This is a genomic window from Micromonospora sp. NPDC048871, assembly GCF_043198155.1.
Taxonomy (GTDB): domain Bacteria; phylum Actinomycetota; class Actinomycetes; order Mycobacteriales; family Micromonosporaceae; genus Micromonospora.
Map to the genome: position 1 here is coordinate 514489 of NZ_JBICUM010000004.1, position 7272 is coordinate 521760.

The 7272-nt window shown below is 67.5% G+C and carries 5 protein-coding genes; 2 read left to right on the forward strand and 3 right to left on the reverse strand.

Features of this window, described 5'->3' with window-relative positions; translation table 11 throughout:
- Window positions 1-217 precede the first annotated feature (217 nt).
- Window positions 218-2449, forward strand: a complete 2232-nt coding sequence (locus tag ACGFIK_RS13660) for a cellulose binding domain-containing protein (protein ID WP_327026350.1) — start codon at window positions 218-220, stop codon at window positions 2447-2449.
- A 90-nt stretch (window positions 2450-2539) separates the two neighbouring features.
- On the opposite strand, the gene ACGFIK_RS13665 is transcribed toward ACGFIK_RS13660, so the two are convergent.
- Both ACGFIK_RS13665 and ACGFIK_RS13670 read right to left on the reverse strand, forming a co-directional pair.
- Complete coding sequence (locus ACGFIK_RS13665) at window positions 2540-5131, reverse strand: tetratricopeptide repeat protein (RefSeq protein WP_327026351.1); 2592 nt, start codon at window positions 5129-5131, stop codon at window positions 2540-2542.
- Between the two features lie 139 nt (window positions 5132-5270).
- A complete protein-coding gene (locus tag ACGFIK_RS13670) occupies window positions 5271-5801 on the reverse strand; it encodes a pyridoxamine 5'-phosphate oxidase family protein (protein WP_327026352.1) in 531 nt (176 codons plus the stop codon).
- Between the two features lie 283 nt (window positions 5802-6084).
- On the opposite strand from ACGFIK_RS13670, the gene ACGFIK_RS13675 reads away from it, so the two are divergent.
- Entirely contained in the window at window positions 6085-6567 is a 483-nt protein-coding gene (locus ACGFIK_RS13675) for an NADAR family protein (protein WP_327026353.1), read from the forward strand.
- A gap of 44 nt (window positions 6568-6611) precedes the next feature.
- Here the strand turns inward: ACGFIK_RS13675 and ACGFIK_RS13680 are convergent, their stop codons facing one another.
- Window positions 6612-7121: a hypothetical protein gene (locus ACGFIK_RS13680; protein WP_327026354.1), complete on the reverse strand. Its 510-nt coding sequence runs from the start codon at window positions 7119-7121 to the stop codon at window positions 6612-6614.
- Between the last annotated feature and the right edge of the window lie 151 nt (window positions 7122-7272).

Here is a 7272-nt window from a genome sequence, read left to right on the forward strand (position 1 = left end):
CTGGGAGTGCCAACACCACGAAGGCATTTATGGGTTTGTATGGGATTTCCCCAGCCTGCCCCCCACCGCGCGACCCTCGTCAGCAAGACCCGCCCGCAGACGGGCGCTAGGCGGTTTCACAAGCGCTGGGGAGGAAACGATGCTGAGATTGCTACCGCGAAAACGCCGAGCACGACTCGGGCTGATCAGCGCCACGATCGCGGCTGTCCTACTGACAATGGGAGTCGTCCACACGGCCAGTAAAGCGGAGCATCCCGCCATACAGGAGAATCCCCTGACCTGGAATGCGCAGATCGTCGAGGCTCCGCGGCCATCGCTGGACGGGTGCTTCAACGCGACCTATCCCAAGGTCGAATGGCGGGAGACCGCCTGCGTGGATTCGCCGGCGATCCCGATGTCCCCGAACCGGGTACCGGCTGCGCGGCGGGACATCGGTGGTGGCACCGGGATGGGCATCGTGACGGAGCGACCCGCGGATGCCGGTGACATCACCAGGGCGACCGGCACGTTCGAAGACGTCAAGGACAAAGACCTGCTGACGGTGAACTCCTCCCCGACCAGCGGGCCGGTGATGGCGAACAGCTACACGCTCCAGCTCAACACCAACCGCCTCAAGGTCGAGGAGTGCGACAGTTCACCGACCCCCGCGTTGTGTGAGGGCTGGAAGCAGTTCATCTTCGCCAACACCCCGCAGACCGTTCCGAATGAGCTGCCCAGCCGTCTCTACATCGACTACTGGTTGCTGGCTTACAACCCGGATGCGAGCCAGGGCAAGCCCTGCCCGACGGACTGGACCGAGGTTCCGGACGACGGCGAGGTCCACTGCTGGCTGAGGCGTGAGAGGGCGGCGGGCCCGCTTCCCTACGTACCGATCAGGAACATCGCGCTTCCGGGCTTCAAGCTGGAAGCGGAGACGCAAACGCAGACGGTCGGCGCGGAAACCGTCGTCGTCGACGTGGTCACGTTCAACGATGGGAACCAGAACGCCGCCTCGACGTCCAGTTCGGACGTCTTTCATGTGCTGGACGTGCCGTCGCAGCCCGGCCAGGCGGGACCGGGATGGACGCAGGTCGAGTTCAACGTGTTCGGCTTCGGCAACGGATCCACAGCCGTCTTCAACAAGGAGGCCGACTTCAACCTTCGCACGACGATAGTCGACGGCAGTCCGACCAAGCCCATCTGCAAACAAGAGGGCTTCAGCAAGGAGAGGAACAACCTCAACTTCGGCAAGCCGAGTGCGACCCCCACATCGCCGGCACCGGCCCTCATCATCAACCAGGCAGCCAAGAATCGGGAGCTGGCGGGCTGCCTGGCCGCCGTCGCCGTCGGCGACACTCACCAGTACACCTTCGCCGGTACGTACTACGACTTCCAGGCTACGGGTGACTTCGTCGAGGCCCGGGCCGGTACCACGTTCGAGGTGCAGACCCGCAAGAAGTCTGGCGCCCCGACCCGGCCCAACGCATCGGTGAACCAGTCGGTCGGCGTGCGGATGGGCAACACCAGGCTGGCGGTGTGCTCCGGGACCCGTCTGGTCGTGAACGGAGTCGACACCAACCTGCCCTCCGGCGAATCACTGCTGCTTTCCACCGGAGTGGCGATCCACCGCGTAGGCGACGTCTACACGTTCCGGGACCCGTCCGGCAACCTCGTCCGCAGCACCGCCATCGCCGGCACCGTCCCGTACGTGAACCTGGGCATCAGCCTGGACTCCGAGACCCCGGCGGTGCGCGGCCTGCTGGGCAACCACAACGGTGACCCCCACTTTCTCGAAGCCAGCAACGGCGACCCCCTGCGCGTGCCGCTCTCCTTCGCCGACCTGTACGGGGTCTTTGGCAACAGCTGGCGGGTCAGCCACACCACCTCACTGTTGCGCTTCTGCGAAGCCGTCGACGTGGGCAACCCGGCAGCGCCCTTCTACTCCCACCACCTCCCCGCGAATGTTCTTCAACCGGCGAGGGAGTACTGCGCCACGCTACGCCTTGAGCCGATGTGGAATGTCTCATGCGAGCTGGATGTCGCCGTACTCGGCCGGCAGGCTGCTGATGTCTTCGTCGGACTTCCAAAGGCCGCGGTGGACGGCAACCCCGCGCCGCCATCCCCGTCCCCATCGCCCACCGGAGGCAACAGCGCCTGCCGGATCGCCTACACAGCCCACTCCAACCCGACGTCCGCCGGCTTCACCGGCAACGTGACCATCACGAACACCGGCAACACGCCCGTGCACGGGTGGACGCTGACTTTCTCGTTCACGAACGGGCAGCGGATCACCAGCAGTTGGAACGCCGGCGTGACGCAGTCCAACGCGTTGGTGACGGCACGGAACCTCAGCCACAACGGCACGCTCGTACCCGGTGCCTCCACGTCCTTCGGCTTCCTGGGCAATAGCGGCATCTCCAACCCGCCACCGGTGGGGTGGACGCTGAACGGCACCCCCTGCACCACCTGACCCCACGGGGGGTTGGTCATTCTCGACCACTCCCGTAAACGCGAGATCCCCGGGTTGGGAGCCACCGGGCGGGCTTCCCGGGGATCTCGCTCAGGTGTGGATGCCGACGTTGTCGAGGGCGGCCAGGCAGGCGCGGATCTGGTCGACCTCGGGCGTACCGAGGTCGGTGAAGATGGCGAGGGCGTGGTGGTAGTGAGCACGGACCTGGTCGGGATGGCCGAGGGCGCGGTGGGCATTGGCCAGCCCAGTGTGGGCGCGGGCTTGCTGGTCGCGGGCACCGATCTCGGCGGCGATCCGCAGCGCGGCGGTGTGATGGCGAAGAGCGTCGGCGGGGTGGCCTGCGGCGAGCGCGGCCTCGCCGATGCCGTTGAGCGCGTATGCCTCGCCGTGCCGGTCGCCGGTCGCCCGCAGGATCGTCAGGGCCTGATGGTGGTACTCGGCGGCCTTGGCGGGCTCGCCACGAGCAGCGTGGAGGGTGCCCAGCCCGTCCAGCGTCCAGGCTTCGCCGTTGCGATGCCCGGCATGACGAAACAGGGCGAGCGCCTGGGCCAGGCTTTCGGCGGCCGCCCCATGCCGACCCAACCGCGTGTCGACCTCCGCGAGGTTGACCAGCGACACCGCCTCGCCGGCCCGGTCTCCGGTCTCTCGGAACAGGGCGAGCGCCTGCCGCAGGTGCGTGGCGGCCTCGCCGTACCGACCCGTCTTCTGTTCGATGTCGCCGAGGTTGGTCAGCGTGCGTGCCTGACCGACCTTGTTGCCGGCTCGCCGGTGCAGGATCTCGCCCTGCGTGAAGTGGGCGGCGGCCTCGCGGTAGCGGCCGAGCCGCTGTTCGGCGATGCCGAGGTTGGTCCGGGTCCGGGCCTGCCCGGGAGCGTCGCCGGTCTGCTCGAACAGGAGCAGCGCCTTGGTGAAGTGTTCGGCGGCGGCCTGATGCTGGCCGCCCCAGAGATAGGCGACGCCAAGGTCGGCGAGAGCGTGGGCCTGTTCGGTGACGTCGCCGATGTGGCTGGCGGCACGGCGGGCATGACTGTGAACGGTGATGGCGTCGCTGTTGTGGCCACCGGCGAAGTACTGGACCAGGACGCGGGAGAGCCGGATGGCGTGGGCGGGCCAGCCGTGGGTGGCGGCGTGGGCCACGACGGTGACCAGGGCTGGCCGTTCGGTGTCGAGCCAGATGCGGGCGGTGTCCGGGTCGGTCAACTCGGGCACGGGGGTACCGGACAGGGCGACGCGGGGTCGAAGGTGCGCCTGGGCGGGGTGCAGAGCGTCCATCGCGGAGGCGGCCGTCGCGAGATAGTGATCGAACAGGCGGGTCAGGGCCTCGCGACGGTCGCGCGGGCGGACCTCGTCGTGGGCTCGGGTGGTGGCGTACGTGCGGACGAGGTCGTGAAAGGTGTACCGGCCCGCGTTGGACTGGTGCAGCAGGTGGTCGCGGCACAGGCGGTCCAGATGGGCACGGGTGACCTCGATGTCGGTGCCGGCCAGGGCAGCCGCGGCGTAGGCGTCGCTGTCCTGCCCGGGGTGCAGCGCCAGCAACCGGAGCAGCTGGCGCTGGTCGGCGGGCAGGCGGTGGTAGGACAGGTCGAGGGCGAGTTCGACACCGGTTTCCAGGCGTCGCTGGTCGTGGCGTTCGTCGAGCCGGTCGGCGTGATCGGTGAGGGTCCAGTCGGGTGTGGCCCGCATGTGTGCGGCCGTCAGGTCCAGCGCCAGCGGCAGGTAGCCGCAGCGCCGTGCGATACGGGCGGCAGCGGTGCGATCGTCGCCCACCGGAACCTGGCCGGCGGCGTGGGCCAGGTATCGAACAGCCTCGTCCGCTGCGAACACGTCGATCACCAACTGCGTGGCCGAGGGCAGGTCGGACAGGCTTCGCCGGCTGGTGATCACGGTGAGACAGCCGGGCACCTCGGCGAGCAGCGGGCGGAGTTGGTCGAGGTCTGCGGCGTTGTCCAGCACGATCAGGGTGCGGGTACCGGCGAGCCGGTCACGGTAGGCCGCGGTGCGGGCCTCCAGAGCGTGGGGGATGCGCTGCGGCGGTGCACCGAGCAGCCGCAGGAAGCCGTCCAGGACGGCGGCCGGGTCCGCTGGAGGTCGAGCGGGGTCGGGGTGAAATCCGCGCAGGTTGACGAAAAGCGCCCGATCAAATCGACTCTCCCGGATGAGAATATGCCCGGCGTGAATGGCGAGCCGGGTCTTACCGACGCCGGCCATCCCCTCTATCGCCGAGATCGCCACCGCGCCGTTGCGGCCGAGAGCGCGGCGGAGTTGATCGAGTTCGGCGGTACGACCGGTGAACCCGGCCAGGTCGGGTGGCAGCCTGTCCTGGACCTGTACCACCACGGCGGCCAGGGCCTCCCCGCCGACCACCCGCAGCGCCTGGCGCCACTGGTGCACGTACCCCTCGTCCGGGTGCAGTGCCTGCACGACCGCGGTCACGAGGTCGGTGTTCAGCCGTCGCCGACCGGGTTTGAAGCAGTCCACGACCGTGGGTCGCTTGGTCAACTCGCCGGTCGGGCGACCGGCGGCCCGCCACGCGTTGTTGACCTGGCCGGTGATCCATTCGTAGGACGGGTTTCCCGCCCAGACCTTCAACGACCGCAGCCCTGCGACCAGCTCATCCAGCGTGCGGGCCCGACCCGGGTCGGGCATTGCGGCGGATACTTCCTCCGCTCGGGTAGCGGTCATCGGTAATCCCAAATACATTGACGTGCAACAATATTTAGCTCATTGTAGCCACGCCGGCGCAGAGGGCGCCCCCTACGAAAGGCGGACCCCTGTACCTGGATCACCATCACCCCACCCGAAGGCGAGACCGTGCTGTGGATCAGGGCTGGGAGGCCACGGTGAGCTTTGCGATGTCTGGGGCATAGACGGTCATCCAGTGCGGATGCAGCCGGTAGTAGACCACGTCGTTGTCCCAGTCGAAGAGGTCGTCGCCGTAGAAGTCCTTCAAGTACGCGAGTACGTCCGGCCAGTCCGTGGCCTGGTCGCCGTTGCGGGGGTTGAGGATCTCCACCTTGCCGTGTGTGAAGACGCCGAGGTCCTCACCGCGCATGTGTGCGGCGCTGGCGGCGGGTCGCGCCGCGAGGTGGCGCGCCTTGGCGGCGTCGGGAGCCGTGCCGAAGTACCACTTGCCTCGCAGGAAGTGCCCGTCGACACCGCTGATCCGCGGCTCACCCTTCGCTGTCACGGTGGACAGAGCCAGGGTGCACATGCCGGTGAGGACCTGGGTGAGCTGCTCCGCGTCCAGTGTGCTCGCGGAGTTGATGATCGAGCGGAGGTGGGAGGTGGAGCCGGCGAGGGAGGCGTCAAGCAGGGCTTGAAGCTTTTCGAGATCTTCCGGGGTTTCGCGCATGGAGATCCTTGTCTCTCCGCATCTGTCTGTGCCCTGTCCGCGCCTATCACCGGCGCCGACCGATGAACCCATGCTCCGCTCAAAACCTGACACCGTGCGTCATATTTCTTCGACCGGCTTGCGGACGCCAGCGGGCCGCACGGCAGCCGGTGCGACGTGTTTGGCTCCCGGCTGGCGACGCGCACGCACTGCGGCAGATCCGGATGGTGGCCGGCGAACTCGGTTGCCGCCCTGTCGATGCCTGTGACACGGTGCAGATCCCCGACCCTGCTCTGAGGCCCAGATGACGATCTACTTCTACGGTGCCGACGAGATTCCGTACGGCTGCTTCTCCAACTTCTCCGGCCACGGCTTCGAACTCAACGGCCACTGGTGGACGACCTCCGAGCACTATTTCCAGGCCCAGAAGTTCCCCGGTGCCCGCCACGCCGAACTCATCCGGCGGGCGGCGACCCCGTTGCGGGCCGCCGAGCTGGGCCGCGATCGGTCCCGGCTGCTGCGCCGCGACTGGGAACGGGTCAAAGACGACGTGATGCGCCGGGCCGTGACGGCCAAGTTCACCGCCCACGCCGACATCCGCGCCATCCTGTTGGACACCGGCGACGAGGAAATCGTCGAGGACAGCAGCACTGACCACTACTGGGGACGCGGCCGGAGTGGCACCGGCAAGAACATACTCGGACGGATCTTGATGCGCACCCGCACCCAGCTACGCGCCGACCTCACCCAGAACGCCAACACCCAGGGCCGCCGACAGCGGCGATAGCATAGAGCGCAACCGCCGCGAATGCCTGTGTGCGGCCAGATGAGTCAGCAGCACTGCCAGAGAAATCTGCCTTCGGCGCCGTCTGGCGAACCGAAGATGTAGCCGACTCCAGCGTCGCCGAAGTTGTGGCCCAAACGGTCGGTCAGCTGTCCGATCAGCTGCCAGCCCGGCCCAGGCGTCTCGTCACCCTGCAGCCACAACGGCTCGCCGCCCAGGAACTCCCACGCTCGATTGTCGCCATGGACCTGCTGATCCACAGGTAGGTGATCCTCCACGGGCCAGGACGGACCCTCGCTGATGTCAGTCACAGCGACGAAGGCTGGTACCGATCCCTCAGGCTGGACGATCACGGCGTTCTCGCCACCCTCAGGCTCCCAGGTGCCATCGACGTACTCGTCGCCATCAGTCATGAACAGATAGGCCATGCGGAGCTCGCCGTCGGCATCGATCCGGAACTGGCCGATGAACGTCATCGGCTCGCCGAGCGAACGCGACACCGGCCACTGCGGAGCTTGCAGCCACACCGGTTGCCCGCCCATCTTGGTGACCGGCATGCCGGTCACCTCGCTGTTTCGCTCGAATCGAACTGGACGACGCATGCTCGGAACTCCCCTGTCTGTCAGGCTGAGATGAGGCAGCCTTCCCGGTGCGGCTAGGCTTGCCGGGAGACAGGAAGAGGATCATCGTGACATTACCCAGTACGCC